The sequence below is a fragment of the Paraclostridium sp. MRS3W1 genome (assembly GCF_032465715.1).
GTDB classification, from domain to species: Bacteria; Bacillota; Clostridia; order Peptostreptococcales; family Peptostreptococcaceae; genus Paraclostridium; species Paraclostridium dentum.
Genome location: NZ_JAWDJM010000167.1, coordinates 44656 through 64326, shown reverse-complemented (window position 1 = coordinate 64326; position 19671 = coordinate 44656). Strand labels below are relative to the sequence as shown.

The following is a 19671-nucleotide window of genomic DNA, read 5'->3' as shown; positions in this document are numbered from 1 at the left end:
ACTATGAGTTTTAAAAAAGATTTTTTATGGGGAGGAGCTACTGCAGCTAATCAATGTGAAGGTGGATACAATGAAGATGGAAGAGGATTAGCAAATGTAGATGTATGTCCAACAGGAGAAGATAGAACAGCAGTAATTACGGGAAAATTAAAAATGTTTGATTTTGATGATAAGCATTATTATCCTGCTCAAACTGGTATTGATATGTATCATAATTATAAAGAAGATATAAAGTTATTTAGTGAAATGGGATTTAAAGTATATAGAATGAGTATTGCATGGAGTAGGATTTTTCCAAAAGGTGATGAAGAAACACCAAATGAAAAAGGACTTCAATTTTATGAAAATATATTTAAAGAATGTAAGAAGTATAAAATAGAGCCATTAGTTACGATTACACATTTTGATTGTCCAATGCATTTAATTGAAAAGTATGGGGCATGGCGTAATCGTAAAATGATAGATTTTTATGAAAAACTATGTAATGTTATTTTTAGAAGATATAAAGGTTTAGTTAAGTATTGGCTAACGTTTAATGAAATAAATATGATTTTACATGCTCCATTTATGGGTGCTGGGATTTGTTTTGAAGAAGGCGAAGATGTTGAAAAGATAAAATATCAGGCAGCTCATCATGAACTTGTAGCTAGTGCAATTGCAACTAAAATAGCACATGAAGTTGATCCAAATAATTTAGTTGGGTGCATGTTTGCAGCTGGAAGTGTATATCCGTATAGTTGCAATCCTAATGATGTATGGGAAGCAACTAAATTAGATAGAGAAAATTATTTCTTTGTAGATGTACAAGCTAGAGGAAAATATCCTAATTATGCATTAAAATATATGGAACAAAAAGGCATTACACCAAAAATGGAGCCAGGAGACATAGAACTATTGAAAAAACATACAGTAGATTTTATTTCATTTTCATACTACAACAGCCGTTGTGTTAGAACTGATGAAAATACAGATGATGTAGCTGAAGGAAATATATTTAAATCTGCTAAAAATCCATACCTTACATATAGCCAATGGGGATGGCCGATTGATCCATTAGGTTTGAGAATTACATTAAATCATGTATATGATAGATATGAAAAGCCACTATTTATTGTAGAAAATGGATTGGGTGCTAAAGATATAGTTGATGAAAATGGTTATGTAGAAGATGATTACAGAATTGATTATTTAAGAGAACATATAAAAGCGATGCATGATGCAGTTTCTATAGATGGAGTAGATTTACTAGGTTACACGACGTGGGGGCCTATTGACTTAGTAAGTGCTGGAACAGGTGAAATGGAAAAGCGTTATGGATTTATATATGTAGATAGAGATAATAGAGGTAATGGAAGTTTAAGAAGAACTAAAAAGAAAAGCTTTGACTGGTATAAGAAAGTTATTGCTTCAAACGGTGAAGATTTATACTAAATAAGAAAAATATAAAATTAATAGTGGAGTTAGTTACTGAGAATAGTCTCCACCATTGAAATTCACGAAAAGATATTGACTAAACTGTCAATATCTTTTTTGTATGCAAAACAGTGGCAACAACTTGATGGGGATTTAATAAATATGATCATATTATGTGTATTTAAAAAAGTTATAATTAAAAGCCTATTTACATAATATGTAATGAAACATGTAGTACTTAAAGGGGGGAATCACCACATGAGAGAAATAAGATGTCCATTTACAGGTAGAGTAAGTAACGCTGTATCAGGAGATGGAAACTCAAATAAAAATTGGTTGCCTAGTCAGCTGAACCTAGATATTCTTCATCAAAATTCAAGCCTTAGTAACCCAATGGGGCCTAAGTTCGACTATGCTAAAGAATTCTGTAAGCTTGATTTTTATGAATTAAAAAAAGATTTATATAATTTAATGACAGATTCAAAGGATTGGTGGCCAGCAGATTTTGGTAACTATGGACCACTATTTATTCGTATGGCATGGCATAGTGCAGGAACTTACAGAGTAGGTGATGGAAGAGGTGGAGGTGGTGATGGATCACAAAGATTTCCACCATTAAATAGTTGGCCTGATAATATTAATTTAGATAAAGCTCGTCGATTAATTTGGCCAATCAAACAGAAGTATGGTGATAAAATTTCATGGGCAGATCTTATGATATTAGCAGGAAATTGTGCTTTTGAATCAATGGGGCTTAAGACTATTGGATTTGGGGGAGGACGTGTGGATGTTTGGGAACCACAAGATACTTACTGGGGTTCACAGGCTAAATTGCTTGGAGATAATAAAAATCCTATTAGTGGTAAACTTGAAAATCCACTTGCTGCAACTCAGATGGGATTAATTTATGTAAACCCAGAAGGACCTGAGGGAAAACCTGATCCAGTTGGAGCTGCAAAAGATATTAGAGAAACATTCACCCGTATGGCTATGAATGATGAAGAAACTGTAGCGCTTATAGCTGGTGGTCATACATTTGGTAAGTGTCACGGCGCAGCTCCTGCAACATATGTTGGTCCGCCACCTGAAGCTGCTAGTATCGAACAGCAGGGACTTGGTTGGAAAAACAGCTATAAAAGTGGTAAAGGGCCTGATACAATCAGTAGTGGAATTGAAGGTGCATGGAAACCAAATCCAACAAAATGGGATATGGGTTATTTTAAAGTATTGTTAAGATACAAATATGAGTTAGTTAAAAGTCCCGCAGGAGCGTATCAGTGGATAGCTAAAGATGTAGCTGAAGAGGATATGATTATAGATGCACATGACCCATCAAAGAAGCATCCTCCTATGATGACAACAGCTGACTTAGGTCTTATCTACGATCCTATATATAAAAAAATTGTAATAAACTATTCAGAAAATCCTAAAAAATTTACTGATGATTTCGCGCGTGCTTGGTTTAAATTAACACATCGTGATATGGGCCCTATTTCACGATATCTTGGTCCAGAGGTTCCTTGTGAGAAGTTTATATGGCAAGATCCTGTACCAGAAGTCGATTATGAATTAATTAATGAAGGTGATATAAAATATCTTAAAAAGAATATTTTAGATTCTAAATTATCAATATCAGAGCTTGTTTATACAGCTTGGTCATCTGCATCAACATTTAGAGGTTCTGATAAACGTGGTGGTGCAAATGGAGCTAGGATTCGCCTAGAGCCACAAAAAAATTGGGAAGTTAATGAACCACAGCAATTAGATTATGTTTTACAGATTCTTGAAGAAATAAAGGAAGATTTTAATTCTTTACAGTTAAAAAATAAGCAGGTATCTTTAGCAGATATGATTGTTCTTGGAGGATGTGTAGGTATTGAAAAGGCAGCAAAGAATGCTGGATATAAAGTTAGAGTTCCTTTTATTCCGGGACGTACAGATGCATCACAGGAACAAACTGATGTTGAATCATTTTCTGTGCTTGAGCCAAAAGCAGATGGATTTAGGAATTATTTAAAATCAGATTATTCAGTGCGTGAGGAAGAATTATTAATTGACCGTGCGCAACTTTTAACTTTGACTGCTCCTGAGATGACAGTTTTAATAGGTGGTATGCGTGTATTGAATACAAATTATGGAAAGTCTAAGTATGGTGTTTTTACAAATAGACCAGAGGCTCTTACAAATGATTTCTTTGTAAATCTTTTAGATATGGATACAGTTTGGACACCTACTTCTTCTGATGAAAAGGTATTTGAGGGACGTGACAGGGAAACAGGAAAGTTAAAGTGGGAAGGAACACGAGTTGATCTTGTTTTTGGATCTAATTCTCAACTTCGTGCTATTGCAGAGGTGTATGCAAGTGAAGGTTCTCAGGGGAAATTTCTAAAGGATTTTGTATGTGCTTGGAATAAAGTAATGAATGCGGACCGTTTTGATATAGACAAATCTAAAAATTAGAATAATATTATAAATAATAAGGAGTAGTTTTCTGGTAGTTATATATATTGTTAAATGAATTATAAGGCTATTCCTAAAACTACAAAAATTGGATCAATAATTTTTCTATGGTTAACACTAAGTATTTCTATATTACTTATGAAATCAATTTGCATTAAAATGTTTTTAGTTCTAGTTGGTATAGCTGTGACATTGCATATCACTACAATAAAAACTTTGAGCGTTGAAGAACTTAAAGAGCTTAACAATCTGTATAGCAATCAAAGATATTGACTATTTAGTTAATATCTTTTTTTATGTATAGCCTGAAGAAACTTGATTCTGTATTAAGTTTTACTATTATTTATATTTAAAGATATAAGATGTACATTTACAGGTAATACAAGCAGCTATATATATTTGAATAAATCTTAAAAATATAAGACATATAATGTAAATCATATATAAAGAGAGCTAAAGAATAAGATTGATTAGATTCATTCGAATTGCTTATTTAAATATTATAAAATTAATATAAATGATAAAATACCATTTAATATGGAAACTTATGGTAAAATATATTAGGAAACTTTAAAACAATAAAATTGAGGGGGAAATTCAAACATGCCTAAATCTAAACTATTAAGAATTTTATTTCCTGAAATTCAAGTTATAGATCATATAAAAGAGGTTGGAATAATAGATAAAGATCATTTCAAGAAAAATAAAAGAACATTAGAAAAAACAAATATTAATATGAAAAACAAAATAAGTAATAAGGCTAAATCTAGCACATCAAATATTACTAATTTTGATTCAGCTCAAAGTATACCAAGTAAACCCACTAAGCCTTTAATTAATCAAACAGCAACTAGCAATAGTGTAAAATCAAATACTATTACAAAAAAACAAGAGTTAGATACAATCTTTAATTCAATTGAGAGCACACTTTCAGAGTATGTTCTTGGCCAAAATGATTATATATCTAAATTAATAATTGCTTTTAAAAGACCGTTTGCATATGGAAAAGAAGATGGTGTTAAAAATACAATATTTATAACAGGTCCAACTGGTTCAGGAAGACATTTATCAGTTAAGGCAATAGGTAGATTTTTAAAAGAAAATAAACTCATTAAAAAAAGTGGAATACATTCTATAGATTTAGCTAAGTACAAACTTGAAAGCGATTCAGATAATTTGTTTTTATCGGATTTATATAATGCTTTATATAGTAGTGAGCAAATTATTGTATTTGATAACTTTGAAAAGTGCCATCAAAGTGCTTTAGATTTACTTAAACAACTTGTTGTAGATGAAAAACTTAAATTAAATAGAAGATACATAGAACAATTAGGTCAAATGGTAGATGTTACAGGTAAGGGGAATCTTGCCTTAAATACTACGGATGAAATATTAGTTAATGGAAAATACTTAGTATTTATAACTGAAAAGACAGAAGAAGATATAAGAAGTGTATTTTCTAATAATTTTATGAAAAAAGTAAATGACATAATAAATACAATAAATCTTAATGAGGAAAGTTTATCATTAATATGCAAATTTATATTAAATGATTATCAAACAAAAATAAATAACAATCTTCAAATAAATATAGAATTTGATGAAATGGTTTTAAATCACGTACTAAATAACTTTGACAAAAGCATAGGAGCACATGGCTTAGAAGAATATATTAAAAACTACATATACACTCCGATAGTTGAATTAGAGTTAACAGGAAAAATAAGTACCGATTATATATATAAGATAAAAGAAGAGAATAATTCTTTAACAATAGCCAATGAAGTAGAATCAATAAATTTATATTCTGTAATTAAAAACAATGATAATGACAGTATCGAAGATTTAAATAAAGAACTTGAGAATATAATAGGATTATCAACTGTAAAAGAATTTATAAAGAAATTAGATGATAATATAAAAGTTCAAAATTTAAGAAAAAGTAAAGGTTCGAAAGAAGCTAAATTATCTTTACATATGATATTTACTGGAAATCCAGGAACGGGTAAAACTACAATGGCTAGGATAATGGCTAAATACCTAAAAGCATTTGGATATTTATCAAGTGGTCATTTAGTTGAAGTTTCTAGAAATGATTTAGTAGGTCAATATGTTGGAGAAACAGCTCAAAAAACAATGAGTAAGGTAAACTCAGCTATGGGAGGAGTTTTATTTATAGATGAAGCTTATGCTATTGCTAGAGATGAAAATGATATTTTTGGAATAGAGGCAGTAGATACAATTGTAAAAGCTGTTGAGGATAATAGAGATAATTTAGTTGTTATATTAGCTGGATATAGTGAAGAAATGGAAGATTTCTTAAAAACAAATAGTGGTCTTAAATCTAGATTTAACTATAATATTGAATTTGAAGATTATTCACCAAGGGAATTATTAGATATATCAAGGGTTATTGCAAAGTCAAATGGATATATAATAGATGAAAATTTAGATGAGAGTTTATTAGAACTGTTTGAAGGTAAGCAAATAAAAGGTAAAAATGATAGTGGTAACGGAAGATTAGCTAGAAATATAATAGAACAGGCTATAACTAATCAATCTAATAGATTAGCTAAACTAGACGAAAATGATATAAGTAATGAAGAAATAAATAATCTAACAGAAAGTGATTTTGGATTAGATAAAAAAGAAGAATTTAAAATTGAAGAAGAGTTAAATAATATTGTTGGATTAGAAGATGTAAAACAATTTGTTAGAGATTTAGAAAAGCAACTGATTGCAAAAGAAAAAAGAAAGCAGCTTGGAGTAAGTGTAGAATCATCTCAATCTCTTAATATGATATTTACTGGAAATCCAGGAACAGGTAAAACTACAGTTGCAAGACTTATAGGGAACCTTATGAGTAAAATGGGAATATTAAAGTCTGGGCAAGTTATAGAAGTAGATAGAAACTCTTTAGTAGGTCAATATGCAGGAGAGACTAGTAAAAAAACAACAGAAGTATTTAAGTCAGCATTAGGAGGTGTTTTATTTATAGATGAGGCATATGCATTAATGTCATCTGAAAATGATCCTTTAGGTAAAGAAGCTGTTGATACTTTAGTAAAGCTGATAGAAGATTTTAGAGAAGATATAGTTGTAATACTTGCTGGTTACGATAAAGAGATGAAAGATTTCTTAAATACTAACTCAGGTCTTAGATCTAGATTCCCGATGAGCGTTAACTTTAAGGATTATGAAATAGATGAATTAATTGAAATAGGTAAAAAAATGATACATAATAAAGGATTTATATTAGCTGGAAATTCAGAAGACGAACTTGAATTAGCGATAAGAAAAGAAAAACAAAAGAGTGGACAGAATTCTGGTAACGGAAGAATGGTAAGAAATATTATTGAAAGGACAATCAGAAATCAATCAACAAGGATAGCAGACATGGATGTGATCGATGAAAATTCTGTAATATTATTAGCTGAAGAAGATTTTGATGTGTATGATAAATCGAAAGAAACATTTGATTTAGACTCAAAATTGAATGAGGTTGTAGGACTTGAAGAAGTTAAAGAATTTATAAAAAGTTTACAAGCACAATTAAAAATAAGAGAGCAAAGAAAAACTTTAGGTTTACCTGTAGATGATTCACAAACACTTCATATGATATTTAAAGGGAATCCAGGAACGGGTAAAACTACTATGGCTAGAATTGTTGGTGAAGTTTTACATAATATTGGTGTGTTAAGTAGTCAGACGTTTATAGAGACAGATAGAAGTGGATTGGTTGCAGGATATGTTGGTCAAACTGCTATAAAAACTAAAGAAAAATTAGAGTCAGCTCTTGGAGGAATATTATTCATAGATGAAGCTTATGCACTAGCTCAAGATGCCGGAAGTGGTAGTGGATTTGGGAAAGAAGCTATAGACACGTTAGTAAAAGGAATGGATGATAATAGAGATAACTTATTAGTGATATTAGCAGGATACAGTGATGACATGGATAAGTTCTTAGATACTAACCCAGGATTAAAGTCTAGATTTGCAAATATTATAGAATTTAAAGATTACTCAGTTAGTGATTTATCAATTATTGCAGACAAATTATTTAAAGGAAAAGGGTATGTACTTACTGAAGAATCTAAATTGAAAATTAAAGATATATTTGAAGAAGCATGTAAGGTATCTGACTTTGGAAACGGTAGATATGTTAGAAATATATTTGAAAAAGCAGTAAGAAACCAAGCTGTTAGACTTGAAAAAATTGATAACCTAACTAAAGAGCATCTTATCACTATTGAAGCGTGTGATGTATCAAAGGTTAATTTATAGATAAAGAGGTGATAGTATGAAATTTATATCAAATATAATAAGCAATATTATAACACTAGCATATGGTATATTATGTATGCCTTTACTTGTACTTATATCTATATTATTTCCGATTATGACTATTATAGATGCTTATAAAATAATAAGTACTGGGTTTACAGTTTATGGAGAATATATAACTTTACTTATAGCAATTACAATGCTTATGTATATATCATTAAGATTTAGAGCTTTAAGGAGGATTTATAGTATTTTCCCATCATTATTTGAAGCCCTTAAGTATCTTACAATATCGAATATGTTTATTGGTATAGGAGCTGAAATATTAAACTGGAGTTACATGGAATTAACTCCAGGTAGAAAAATTTTTGGAATAGTATCTTTTGTAATTTCATTAATACTTTGGAGAGTATTCATATCGATGTATTATAAGAAAAAGCCTCTTTCAGAAACTATGCTAGAGAGCGAGGAAAAAATGCAAAACTATAATGAAGAACTTAGTTAACGGAGGATATTATGAAAAGATTTAAAGAGAATAATAAAATTGAGTTAGAAAATCAATCTGACATAAATTTATATAAAGAAAATAAAAACTCTGAAGGTGCACAAGAGGATATTGATGAAAGTTCGTATAAAAGGTTTGAAGATGAGGAAGAGAAAAATGATTATATAAACCCTTCTATGAAAAAGTTTAGAAAAGTTGTAGGAGGACTGTTTTTAGTAATTTTTATATTTTATGTTATGTTTTCCCATACTCCAAAGGAGGCATTTAGAGATAACTTAACTTCAGGGGCTATTGAAAATGTAGTTGAAGGTGATTTACTAAGTAAAAAAGATTTAAAACTTGAACCTAAGAATGCAACATTAGAAATTGCAGGAGGGGTTGGAAACTTAGAAATATCGATATGGAACTTTTCACAAGTAGAAGATAATGACTATGTTCAAGTGTTTATTGATGGAGTAGCACAAGGAGCTCCTTTTTCAATTAGACATAAGCCAGTTAAAATACGTGTTCCAGATAAAGGAGTTATACAAGTTCAAGGTGTAAGAGATGGAAGTAATAATGGTATAACATATGCAGTTTTCTTTAATAAGACAGGAGAGACATATTTAAATACAGTACCATTAAATTCTATGAATACATATACAATTATAAGTAAATAAAAAAGGTATTGGCTATATAGCCAATACCTTTTTTATTTAAAATTATTCTTAATTATACCGATTATTAATGATATGATATGCTAGGTTAATAATTGATATAATAATAATAGGAAAGGGGAATTTTTAATGGAAAAAATTATTTTAATAGAAGACGACGAAAAAATAAGAATTGAGCTAAAAAATTTCTTAGTTAATTATAACTACGAAGTAGTAATAATGGAGGAATTTGAAAACATAGTAGAAAATACACTAAATGAAAAACCTCATTTAATATTACTAGATATAAACCTACCAATATGTGATGGATATTATATATGTAGAGAAATAAGAAAAAAATCGGATGTACCAATAATAGTAGTAACAAGCAGAGATACAGAAATGGACGAGCTTATGAGTATGAACTTAGGAGCTGATGATTTTATAACAAAGCCATATAACACACAAATACTTTTAGCTCATATAAATTCAATATTAAGAAGAACTTATAAAAATACACCTGTAGAAATACTTACATATAAAAATTTAGAATTAGATTTGAGTAAAAATAGTATTTGTTTTGATGATAAAGAATTAGAACTGACAAAGAATGAATTTAGAATATTAAATTGTTTAATGAAAAATAAAGGCAAAATAGTATCAAGAGGAGATTTGATGGATTATTTATGGGATTTAGATTTATTTATAGATGATAATACCCTAACCGTAAATATAAATAGACTTAGAAAAAGACTAGAGATAGTAGGGTGTAATGACTATATACAGACAAAAAGGGGAATAGGCTATATAATGCCGTAACGTATGAATATAAAAGAATATATAAAAGATAAACAATTTTACATAGTGCTTAGATTGTCATTTTTAATTTTTGTAGTATATATATTAGGGTTATTACAAGTAGAAGATATAACTATAAAATTTATAATAACTCTATGGGTGGTACTAAATGCAATTGAAATAATCCATGATTACAATAGAAAATCAAGATATTATAATGAGACTAAAAATATATTAAATGATTTAGATAAAAAATACCTGTTACCGGTTGTAATAAATAGGCCAGAATTTATTGAAGGACAATTATTATATGATGTGATCAGTGTTACAGATAAGGAAATGCATGAAGAGGTAAATAAATATATATTTATACAAGAAGAATACAAAGAATATATAGATATGTGGGTGCACGAAATTAAAACGCCTATAGCATCTAGTAAACTAATAATAGAAAATAATAAAAATGAACATACATTAAGCATACTAGAAGAAATTGAAAAGATAGAAAATTATATAGAACAAGTTTTATATTACTCTAAAAGTAATGAACTAGAAAAAGATTATATAGTAAAAGAAATAAGCTTAAGGCAGTGTGTAAATAATACAATAAAAAGAAATAAAAAAGCTATAAGAGATAAAAATATATCAATAGATATACAAGATTTTAATAAGAATGTGCATTGTGATAACAAATGGGTGGAATTTATCTTAAATCAAATCATAATAAACTCAGTAAAATACATTGGAAACAAATCTACAAATAAGAAACTAGATAAATCAAATGGGAAAATAAAAATTTATATTGAAGAACATAGCAACAGCACAGAGTTATTTATTAAAGATAATGGCATAGGAATAGATGAAAAAGATTTAAGGAAAGTATTTGAAAAAGGATTCACAGGATTAAATGGAAGAAAGCTTAAAAAATCAACTGGAATGGGGTTATACATTTCTAAAAAACTAGCAGATAAAATGTCTCTAGGTATATGCATAGATTCAAAAATAAATGAATACACAGTAGTTAAAATTACCTTCCCAGAAAATAATATGATGAAAATAATCAATAATTAATTTTGTATAAAACTTACATTGGTGTAAGTTTTATGTAAGGTTAAGTTATTAAATAAATACTCTAAATACTATAATCTATAGTTATAAAGCAAATCCATTATCTAGCAATAGAAGCTTAAAACTACATAAGAAAATTTAGTTTATTAATAGGTAATAGATTATACATTTTAGGGGGAGGAATATATGAACACAATACTAGAAGTTAAAAACATAGAAAAATACTATGGAAATAAGAAAAATCTAACAAAAGCAATAAATAATATATCATTTGAAGTTGATAAAGGTGAGTTTGTAGGAATAATGGGGCCAAGCGGAAGTGGAAAAACTACTTTATTAAACTGTATAGCAACAATAGATAAAGTAACAACAGGGTCTATAAAGATAGATGGTAAGGATATAACTACTTTATCTAGAAAAAATATAGAGAAGTTTAGAAGAGAGAATCTAGGATTTATATTTCAAGATTTTAATTTATTAGACACATTATCTGTATATGAAAATATATCCTTAGCGTTATCAGTTATAGGAGTCAAAGGAAAAGATATAGATATACAAGTAAAGCAAGTTGCAAATAAGTTAAATATATCAGATATACTAAATAAATTTCCTTATGAAATATCAGGAGGACAAAAACAAAGAGTAGCATCGGCAAGGGCGATAATTACTAATCCATCATTAATACTAGCAGATGAACCAACAGGAGCTCTGGATTCTAAGTCCTCAAGAATATTACTTGAAAGTATATCAAATTTAAATGAAACTTTAAATTCTACAATAATGATGGTTACTCATGATGCTTTTACAGCGAGTTATTGTAAAAGAATATTATTTATAAAAGACGGAAAAATTTTTAATGAGCTTATAAGAGGAAACGATAGTAGAAAAGAATTTTTCAAAAGAATTTTAGAAGTAGTTACACTTCTTGGAGGTGACTGTGACAGTGTTATTTAAATTATCTTCAAGAAATGTAAAAAGAAGTATGAGAGCCTATAGTATATACTTTCTTACACTAGCATTAGGAGTTTGTGTATTTTACGTATTTAACTCATTAGATTCTCAGACTATAATGATGGATTTATCAGAAAGTAAAAAGCATTATGTAGATCTAATTTCACAAATAATATCTGTAGTTTCAGGATTTGTATCTTTTATTTTAGGATTTTTAGTAATATATGCAAATAGTTTTATGATAAAGAAGCGAAATAAAGAATTTGGTATATATATGACCTTAGGAATTAGTAAAAAAAAGATATCTATAATTTTATTTACTGAAACTATTATAATAGGAATATTGTCATTATTAGTAGGGATTTTTGTAGGAGTATTTTTATCACAAGGATTAGCAGGAATAACTGCAAAACTATTTAAAACTAATATGATTAAATACCAATTTATATTCTCTAAAGAAGCTTGCTTAAAAACAATATTTTATTTTGGAATAATATTTATGGTAGTTATGGTATTAAATTTTATAGTGGTATCAAGATATAATTTGATTGATTTGATAAATGGTTCAAAAGCTAATCAAAAGCTTAAAAAAACAAATTTATCTATATCGGCAATACTATTTATTTTTTCTATAATTTGCTTAGGATATGCGTATAAACTTATACTAGAAAATCCATTAGTTAACTTAAATGCACCAGAGTTTAAAAAGTCTATATGTTTAGGAATTATAGGTACGGTGCTATTTTTTAGAGCATTGGCAGGATTTTTAATAAAAGTTATCCAAAGTAGTAAAAATTATTATTTAAAAAATCTAAACACTTTCACACTAAGACAGTTTAATAGTAAAATAAATACTCATTATATATCTATAAGTATAATATGCTTAATGTTATTTGTAGCAATAGGTATGATGTCAACTGGAATAGGTATGAAAAATTCTTTTGAAAATACAGTAGAATTTCAAACACCATTTGATCTATGGATGAGTATAGAAGTTAAAGGGGAAAAAGATAATATCGAAATTGATCAATACTTAAAGGATCATGGAATAAACTTAGGTGATTATGGGAGTGAGATTGTAAAGTATAATTTATATAACAGTGAGATTCCTTTCAAGGAGATGTTTAAAAATACCAATAACCAGTTTTTGAAAAAACAAATAGATGATACGGGTGATTTTAATGTACCTATAATTAAAATATCTGATTACAATAAGATTATGAAAATGCAAAATAAAAAAGGTTTAGACTTAAGAGAAGGTGAAGTTACACTACTTACTGATATGGCATCGATGGAAGAAGCAGTGAAAGATTTTATAGAAAACAATGGTGATATTAAAATAAATAACAACACACTTAAAGTAAATAAATCATATGAATTTGAATCAATCAAAACACTTCCGATGAGTATGAATCAGACAACTTTAATAGTTAATGATAATCAAGTAAAAGATATGAATATTTATGAAAAAAATCTAAGTCTTAACTATAAAGGAAATAAATTAGATAAAGAAAAAATGGTATCAAAGAATATTGATAAAGTAATATACGATACATATGGAAAAGAGAATTCACATAAAATACTTGCTATTACTAAGATATCATGTTTTGAAAGTAGTATGGCAACTTCAAATATATTCTTGTTTGTAGGACTTTATATAGGAATAGTATTCTTAATATCTAGTGCAGCAGTGCTAGCCCTTAGCCAACTAGCTGGTGCTACTGAGAGTATGGAAAGATATAAGACACTTAGAAGACTTGGCGTAAGCACGGAAATGATAAATAAATCAATATTTTTACAGGTTTTACTATATTTTATACTTCCTATTGGACTTGCATTGGTTCACAATATATTTGGTATGAAAGTAGCAAATAATTTTATCAAAGTATTTGGAAACTATGATATGATAAGCAATAATATTATTTCAATAAGTGCAATATTAATTATATATGGTATCTACTTTTTAGCTACGTATAGTGGATATAAAAGGATAGTTAATAATGATTATTAATAAATTTATTATGATTAAAAATAATAATCTACCATTTAAATACGTAAAAAATATATTGATTATTTAATCAATATATTTTTTACGTTTAAGGAAATTGTACTTGCTAAAAATTATGAATAATCCATGAAACTTAGTTATATCAATATACTATGTTTTGAACGTAAAAAAGTTTTGGAGCAACTAAAGGGGTAATAATAAAACTTATTAGCTTTTATCAATAAATTCTGTTAAACTTAAATAACACTAATTTAAAGATAGAGGTGATTATCATAAATAATTACAAAACAACAAAAAATAATTATGAGAGTCAAGGTTCAGTTACTAACATAACAATACTTAAAAAGAATGGTTCTGAGCTTATAGCTAAAATAGATACAGAAGATTTAGAAAAGGTACAAGCTATGGGAGTTTGGTTTGCTGAATGGCATAAAGACTTTAATAGTTACTTAGTTCAAAATATAACTACAACTAAAGAAAATAAAAAAGTTAAGAGCACTAAAAGAAATATCCAATCAGTAATATTAGATACTCAATCATCAGCTCCAATTAGACATATAAATGGAGATACACTAGATAATAGAAAATCTAATTTAGAGATTGTTAATCGAAGAGAAAAAAATGAATATGAGAATATAGACGATGAAACAGTAGCTATAATACTAAAAGATAGATATGGAAAGCCACAAGCAAAGGCATTAGTATCAGTTAAAGATTTAGATAGAGTAGTAAATAAGAAGTATACATGGATATATTCAAAAGGTCATAAACAACCTAGTGTAATAGCACATATTCCAAGTGGTAAGGTATATATGCAAGATGTAATAATGAAACCTAGTGAAGAAGAAAGAGTTCATCATATAAACTTAAATCCATTAGATAATAGAAGAAAAAATTTAGAAAATAAACTAAAATAATTAAAAATTAAGTAGCAAATGGTAAATATATATATCGTTATTTTAAAAGATATGATGTATAATAGAAAAGATAAGCACTTTTTATGTTTAGATATTAAATGGCATAGGAAGTGTTTATTTTATTTTGTAAACAATTTAGATTAATATAAAAGGAAACAAAAAGGAGATATAAATGCTATTTACAGATTTAGACATAATTAAACCAATACAAAAAGCACTAAAGGAAGAAGGATATTTAAAACCAACACCAATACAATCAAAGTCAATAACACCATTATTAGAAGGTAGAGATTTATTAGGATGTGCACAGACAGGTACTGGAAAAACAGCATCTTTTGCAATACCTATAATACAACAAATATATAATGATAAAAAATCACTAAAAGGTAAAAGAACTATAAAAGCGGTAATACTAGCACCTACAAGAGAATTAGCAATACAAATAGAAGAAAACTTTGCAGCTTATGCAAGACATACAAATATAAAAAGTTTAGTTATATTTGGAGGTGTATCTCAAAATCCTCAAACTAAAGCATTAAAGCAAGGGGTAGATATATTAATAGCAACTCCAGGTAGAATGCTTGATTTATATAATCAAAAATTCTTAAAATTAAATGATGTTAAACACTTTGTTTTAGATGAAGCTGACAGCATGTTAGATATGGGTATGATACATGATGTAAAAAGAATAATGAGCTATCTTCCAAAGGTTAGACAAAATATATTCTTCTCAGCTACTATGCCAAAGGAAATATCAAAATTAGCAGATTCAATATTTAAAAATCCAGTTAGAGTAGAGGTTGCACCAGTTTCATCAACAACTGAGATGGTTGACCAAAATATTTACTTTGTAAGTAAAAAGCAAAAGACAAATTTACTTATAGAGTTATTAAAAAGTAACCCAAAAGAATCTGTACTTGTATTTTCAAGAACAAAACATGGAGCAAATAAAATAACACAACAGTTAATATCATCATCAATAAGTGCTGCTGCAATACATGGAAATAAGTCACAAAATGCAAGACAGCTAGCATTAAATGATTTTAAAGAAGGTAAGATTAGAGTACTGGTAGCAACTGATATAGCTGCAAGAGGAATTGATATTGACGATCTACCATATGTAATAAATTATGATTTACCAGAAGTTGCAGAGACTTATGTTCATAGAATCGGAAGAACAGGAAGAGCGGGAAGAAGTGGTAGAGCAACAGCATTTTGTGCAATGGAAGAAAGAGATCTTTATAAGGCTATAGAAAAACTTATAAACAAAAAGATTGAAGTTGTAGAAAATCACAGCTTTGCATCTAGTGCAGAGGATATAACTGTATCAGCAAATAAGAACAATAGAGGCAGAAAAAGACCTAGCAGAAATAATGGTAATAAAAGTAAAGCTAAATTTACAAATAAAAATAAAAGTAAAAGTAAAAATTAAAATGTGGTTGGCAAAATAATTTGAATATAAGTATGATTAGTCTAACTATTGAAATTTATGAGAAAAGTATTGATTTTTTAATCAATACTTTTTTTATTACAAGGGAATTTATATGTAATTTCAAGAAAAGTATATATGATTAGGAAAATGGTTGCCTTGATTTTGGGTCGTAACTGCTATATACTATAATTAAAATTGTAAATAAAAAAGAACCGTCTTTAGAGAAGGGCTTTTAGTATCGCGCTTATTGTGTTGTATGAAGAGTCTTTTTTTTTATATGGTCAAAAAAATTAAGACTTTTACTTTGAAGTAGTTTTGACAGTCTAGTTTAAATAATTTAACTTCTATCGATTGTTTCATTGCAACGTACTGCGTTGCAATTAGGCATATATTACAAAATAATTAGGAGGAAACAAAATGGAAACTATTAATGTTCAGAAACGTAATTTTAATGTAAAGGCAAAAAAAATGAGACGACTCGGGTTAGTTCCTGGAAGTGTATTCGGGAAATCTTTGCAAGATCCAATATCTATTCAGCTAGAAGAAGCTGTTGCACGCAGATTGATTCGCCTAAATCGTGAAGGTAGTAAAGTGGTGATGAATATTGAAGGACAAACAATGCCGGTACAAATCAAGGAAAAATCACTGAATAGAGTGAACGATGAAATTTTAAATATCAGTTTTCAAGCATTAAGTGCAAATGAAAAAGTAAACAGTGTAATTCATATTATTGTTGTCAATGATGCGAAAATCCAAGGGGTAGTGGAGAAAATGCAGCTTGAAATTCCATATACATCTTTACCTAAATATATGATTGATACTATAACTATTGACGTTGATGGAATGAAGGCAGGTAATGTTATAACTGTTGGAGAAATTCCTGAACTACAGAGTGACAAAATTGAATTACAAGTTGACCCAGACAATATCGTATTGCGTATAAGTGAGAAACAGAACAATGCTTTGGAAGCTGTTGAAGGATAAATAAATATTAAAAAAATATAATTATGGAAAGAGCTTGGATGGTTGTGCACTTTGGTGTAAAAACATGAAAAGCTCTTTTTTCTGGTTTTTTGGAGGAAAATAATAAAATTAGAGCATAAACTTCCCCATTTGAAAATATTTCAATTAAAAAGTATTACATAAGAAAAAAACATCGTAAATTAGCTAAAATAACCTAAAAAATAAACAAAAATAACAACATTCTACAAAAAATAAAGGTAAAATATGGTAATATAAAGAAGCGGGTAAATGATTCAAATTAATTTTAACGTTCTATTAACTTACCTATTTAGTTAACCAAATAATTAAGTTAACAGAATGAAATATTTATTAGGAGGGAACTTATGCAAATAATAAGTTATTTAATTCCAGGTATTTTGCTATCTTTAGTTGATTATTTTTTATTTGAAAATAATAAAAAACCTTTGGCTATTATAAAAAAATTATTATTTTTTATTATATTATTTAATATAATATCATTAAATTTAGTAAAATACGTATTTAATCAACCTCAGATATTAGAAGGGGTTTTATATACTACAACTGCATTTCCATATAAATATATGGCATTCACACTATTTTTAGGATTTTGCTTTATTTTTGGAAAAGGAGTATTGAACTCAAATGTTAGCTTTTCAAAAATTACTAATAAAATGAGTAAAAAAGTATTAGTTGTTAGTATAATATCTGTTGTATTTTTTGTAATTGGAGTAACATTTGTATTTTTCTCAAGATGGTTTGTAGATTTCTTTGGTGAAATTACTCCAGAGCAATTTCTTTTCAATTTAAAATCTCCACTTAAAGGAACAGCTTCTGGTATGTCTCAAGAGATTTTAAGTAATCCAATATTTAAAACTGTAACATTAACTACTATATTTTTAATAATTTTAAACTTTAACTATGATATATTTGTAGTTAAAAATCATGTGAAAATTAAGGTACTGTCTCAAAGATATTTAAAATTAGTATCTATTGCATTATCATTTGTAGTTTTAATAGGAGGCGTAAGTTATGGATTTGGAAAACTGCGCTTAAAAGAAGTTTTTAGTGCATATTTATCTAATTCAACATTCATAGCAGATAATTATGTTGACCCTAACAAAACTAAAATATCATTTCCTAATAAAAAAAGAAATTTAATTCATATTTATTTAGAGTCTGTGGAAAATTCATATTTATCTAAAGATTTAGGTGGTAATATGGATGTTAATTTAATGCCTGAATTATATGAGTTATCAAAAGAAGGAGTATCTTTCTCAAATAATGATAAATTAGGAGGGCCTTATCAAACGTATGGTTCATCTTGGTCTGTAGCATCTATGATAAATATGGGAATGGGAATTCCTTTAAAAATACCTATGGACGGAAATTCATATGGAACTTCTGGTAGTTTTTTACCTGGAGCTATATCTATAGGTGATATGTTAGAATCACAAGGTTATAATCAGACAATAATGTTCGGAGCTGATGCTGATTTTGGAGGACTAACAACTTATTTTAAGACTCATGGTAACTTCAATATATTTGATTACAAAGCTGCTAAAAAGAAAAAACTTATCCCACAAGATTACGCTGTTTGGTGGGGATTTGAAGATGATAAATTATATGATTTTGCTAAAGATGAATTAACTCGATTATCTAAAGAAGGTAAACCATTTAACTTCACTATGGAAACTGCTGATACTCATTTTCCTGATGGATATTTATCACCTAATGCAGAAAAGAAACATGACTCTCAATATGCGAATGTCATTTCTTATTCAACAAAAGAGACAGTTGAATTTGTAAGATGGATTCAACAACAACCATTTTATGAAAATACGACTATTGTATTAACGGGAGACCATCTAAGTATGGATAAAAACTTCTTTAAAGATTTTGATCCATCGTATAAAAGAAATATATTTAATTTAATATTAAATTCCCCAGTACAAACAAAAAACTCAAAAAATAGAGAGTTTGCTCCATTTGATATGTTCCCAACTATTTTAGCTAGTATGGATATCAAAATTAGTGGTGATAAGCTGGGATTAGGTACAAATTTATTTTCTGACAAAAAGACATTAATAGAAAGTAAAGGATTGAAAACAGTAGAATCGGAGTTAGGAAATAATAGTAATTTCTTTAATGATGAATTTATATCTGAAAAAAAAGATAGTGTATTTTCACCGACGAAATAATTAAAAAAGAAAATGATT

Annotated in this window: 13 protein-coding genes; all 13 read left to right on the top strand. The window is 28.1% G+C overall.

Features of this window, described 5'->3' with window-relative positions; all coding sequences use genetic code 11:
- Positions 1–3 precede the first annotated feature (3 nt).
- Entirely contained in the window at positions 4–1431 is a 1428-nt protein-coding gene (locus RWY47_RS14015; RefSeq protein ID WP_224170520.1) for a 6-phospho-beta-glucosidase, read from the top strand.
- Between the two features lie 240 nt (positions 1432–1671).
- Entirely contained in the window at positions 1672–3873 is a 2202-nt protein-coding gene (gene katG / locus RWY47_RS14010; protein WP_224170521.1) for a catalase/peroxidase HPI, read from the top strand.
- 603 nt (positions 3874–4476) lie between these two features.
- On the top strand, positions 4477–8157 hold the full coding sequence (locus tag RWY47_RS14005) for an AAA family ATPase (protein ID WP_224170523.1): 3681 nt from the start codon (positions 4477–4479) through the stop codon (positions 8155–8157).
- A 16-nt stretch (positions 8158–8173) separates the two neighbouring features.
- Positions 8174–8662, top strand: coding sequence for a hypothetical protein (locus RWY47_RS14000; protein ID WP_021430251.1), 489 nt, complete (start codon positions 8174–8176; stop codon positions 8660–8662).
- Positions 8663–8673: 11 nt separating this feature from the next.
- Positions 8674–9321: a hypothetical protein gene (locus RWY47_RS13995; RefSeq protein WP_224170524.1), complete on the top strand. Its 648-nt coding sequence runs from the start codon at positions 8674–8676 to the stop codon at positions 9319–9321.
- Between the two features lie 126 nt (positions 9322–9447).
- Entirely contained in the window at positions 9448–10116 is a 669-nt protein-coding gene (locus tag RWY47_RS13990) for a response regulator transcription factor (RefSeq protein WP_025161847.1), read from the top strand.
- Positions 10117–10119: 3 nt separating this feature from the next.
- On the top strand, positions 10120–11166 hold the full coding sequence (locus RWY47_RS13985; RefSeq protein WP_224170525.1) for a sensor histidine kinase: 1047 nt from the start codon (positions 10120–10122) through the stop codon (positions 11164–11166).
- 183 nt (positions 11167–11349) lie between these two features.
- Positions 11350–12117: an ABC transporter ATP-binding protein gene (locus RWY47_RS13980; protein ID WP_046822887.1), complete on the top strand. Its 768-nt coding sequence runs from the start codon at positions 11350–11352 to the stop codon at positions 12115–12117.
- A complete protein-coding gene (locus tag RWY47_RS13975; RefSeq protein WP_224170526.1) occupies positions 12101–14125 on the top strand; it encodes an FtsX-like permease family protein in 2025 nt (674 codons plus the stop codon). Before RWY47_RS13980 ends, RWY47_RS13975 begins: the two co-directional genes overlap by 17 nt.
- Positions 14126–14385: 260 nt before the next feature.
- Positions 14386–15039, top strand: a complete 654-nt coding sequence (locus tag RWY47_RS13970) for an HNH endonuclease (RefSeq protein ID WP_021430215.1) — start codon at positions 14386–14388, stop codon at positions 15037–15039.
- Between the two features lie 172 nt (positions 15040–15211).
- Positions 15212–16471, top strand: coding sequence for a DEAD/DEAH box helicase (locus RWY47_RS13965; protein ID WP_224170527.1), 1260 nt, complete (start codon positions 15212–15214; stop codon positions 16469–16471).
- 417 nt (positions 16472–16888) lie between these two features.
- Positions 16889–17455: a 50S ribosomal protein L25/general stress protein Ctc gene (locus RWY47_RS13960; protein WP_224170528.1), complete on the top strand. Its 567-nt coding sequence runs from the start codon at positions 16889–16891 to the stop codon at positions 17453–17455.
- A gap of 362 nt (positions 17456–17817) precedes the next feature.
- Positions 17818–19653 (top strand): LTA synthase family protein, encoded by a 1836-nt coding sequence (locus RWY47_RS13955; protein WP_224170529.1) that lies wholly within the window; start codon positions 17818–17820, stop codon positions 19651–19653.
- Positions 19654–19671: the final 18 nt, after the last annotated feature.